Source organism: Cognatiluteimonas telluris (genome assembly GCF_011320095.1).
In the GTDB taxonomy this organism is placed as follows: domain Bacteria; phylum Pseudomonadota; class Gammaproteobacteria; order Xanthomonadales; family Xanthomonadaceae; genus Cognatiluteimonas; species Cognatiluteimonas telluris.
In genome coordinates, this window is the sequence record NZ_JAANOY010000084.1 from 1 (window position 1) to 1426 (window position 1426).

At 55.8% G+C, this 1426-nt stretch carries 2 protein-coding genes; both read right to left on the reverse strand.

From position 1 onward, the window contains the following. Nucleotides 1-152: 152 nt before the first annotated feature. On the reverse strand, nt 153-572 hold the full coding sequence (locus tag G7B67_RS13065) for a hypothetical protein (protein WP_166213126.1): 420 nt from the start codon (nt 570-572) through the stop codon (nt 153-155). Nucleotides 573-704: 132 nt separating this feature from the next. Further along, a complete protein-coding gene (locus G7B67_RS13070) occupies nt 705-1127 on the reverse strand; it encodes a hypothetical protein (protein WP_166213128.1) in 423 nt (140 codons plus the stop codon). Nucleotides 1128-1426 lie beyond the last annotated feature (299 nt).

Sequence of the window (1426 nt, forward strand, 5' to 3'; positions counted from 1 at the left end):
ATCACTCTGGGCCATGCAAGAGGCTCCGCCCAAGGGTCTAACACCTGAATTAAGCCGACATGCGTAGTGGAGGCAAAAGGTGGCACGCTTTTCAGTGCCGCCTTTTGCTGGAACGAAGCATGTTCGGCTTGAATGAATTGTTAGGCCACGCCCTAGTGCTGATCCACGTTGGCGCTGGACGGCTGGAGGCGATAACCCTCGCGGGTAAACATGGCACGAAAGAAGTATGTTTTTCCAGCGCTCATGGACTGACCGATATTCATTACTTGAAGAACTTTGATCTTCGCATCAGGTTCGATGCCAAAGACATGATCCCCGGGATCTAACCACGCCGTGTACTTCTCACCGCGACCGAGCTTTACCGCAGGATTGCCATCAATGTAAATAATCCAGCGATGCCCAGGCGGGCCGCCCATGTCTCTGGTGAAAATCGCAGTCGCCGAAGATGCCGCAGGTTCGGATACCGCAAAGACGAACTCCTTTGGGACAGGACTGGCGTCTTTTGGCGCAATCACGGAAGAGGCACATCCGGCCAGAATCGCTATCAGTGCAGCTAGGAGTACTTGCCTCAAGCGACTCTCCAAAGAAGTGGGTGCGGGGCCTAACACCTGAATTAAGCCGACATGCGTAGTGGAGGCAAAAGGTGGCACGCTTTCCAGTGCCGCCTTTTGCTGGAACGAAGCATGTTCGGCTTGAATGAATTGTTAGGCCCCACTTGCTGGAACCAATTGAATGTGGCGCCTCTGGTACGCGTACAGTCCGCCAAAAACAATCGGAGCCAGCGTGGCGTAACAGAGCCAAATCCAGGGCGACTGATCCACAAAGAAGGTCCAGTTCGCCTTGGCACCGAATGCCAACGGAATGACGGCAACGAACACTGATGCGTCAAGCGCGAAGGAAAGGACAATCCATAATAGAGTGAGCCTCAAGGCCTCAGACGTGGCCTCCCCAGCGCTCGGCTTGGCGCCGTGGAAGTACCAATAGGCTAAGCTCGCAAAAACGAGCGGCATGAGCGTAAAAGTGAGGGTCCACATCAAAGCTGGTCTGGGGAAAGTTACCCAACCAACAGTGGTTGCGATTGCGTAGCCAATGCCAAACGCCGCAAGTGCTCTACTCCAACGCTTCATGAACACTCCTTGTGGGGCCTAACACCTGAATTAAGCCGACCTGCGTAGTGGAGGCAAAAGGTGGCACGCTTTTCAGTGCCGCCTTTTGCTGGAACGAAGCGGGTTCGGCTTGAATGAATTGTTAGGCCTCGCAGGTTAACACTGCGAAACGGAATGCGACCGCCAGCCCGAGGCCCGCCGTGCCCCACACGATGGCGGCGACGATCGCAAACGTGTTGCGAAGTTCCGGATGGCGAACGGCGAGGACCGGAAGCAGCAGCGCCCGCCCAAGGCAGACGCAGGCCATGAGACCTAAGCCG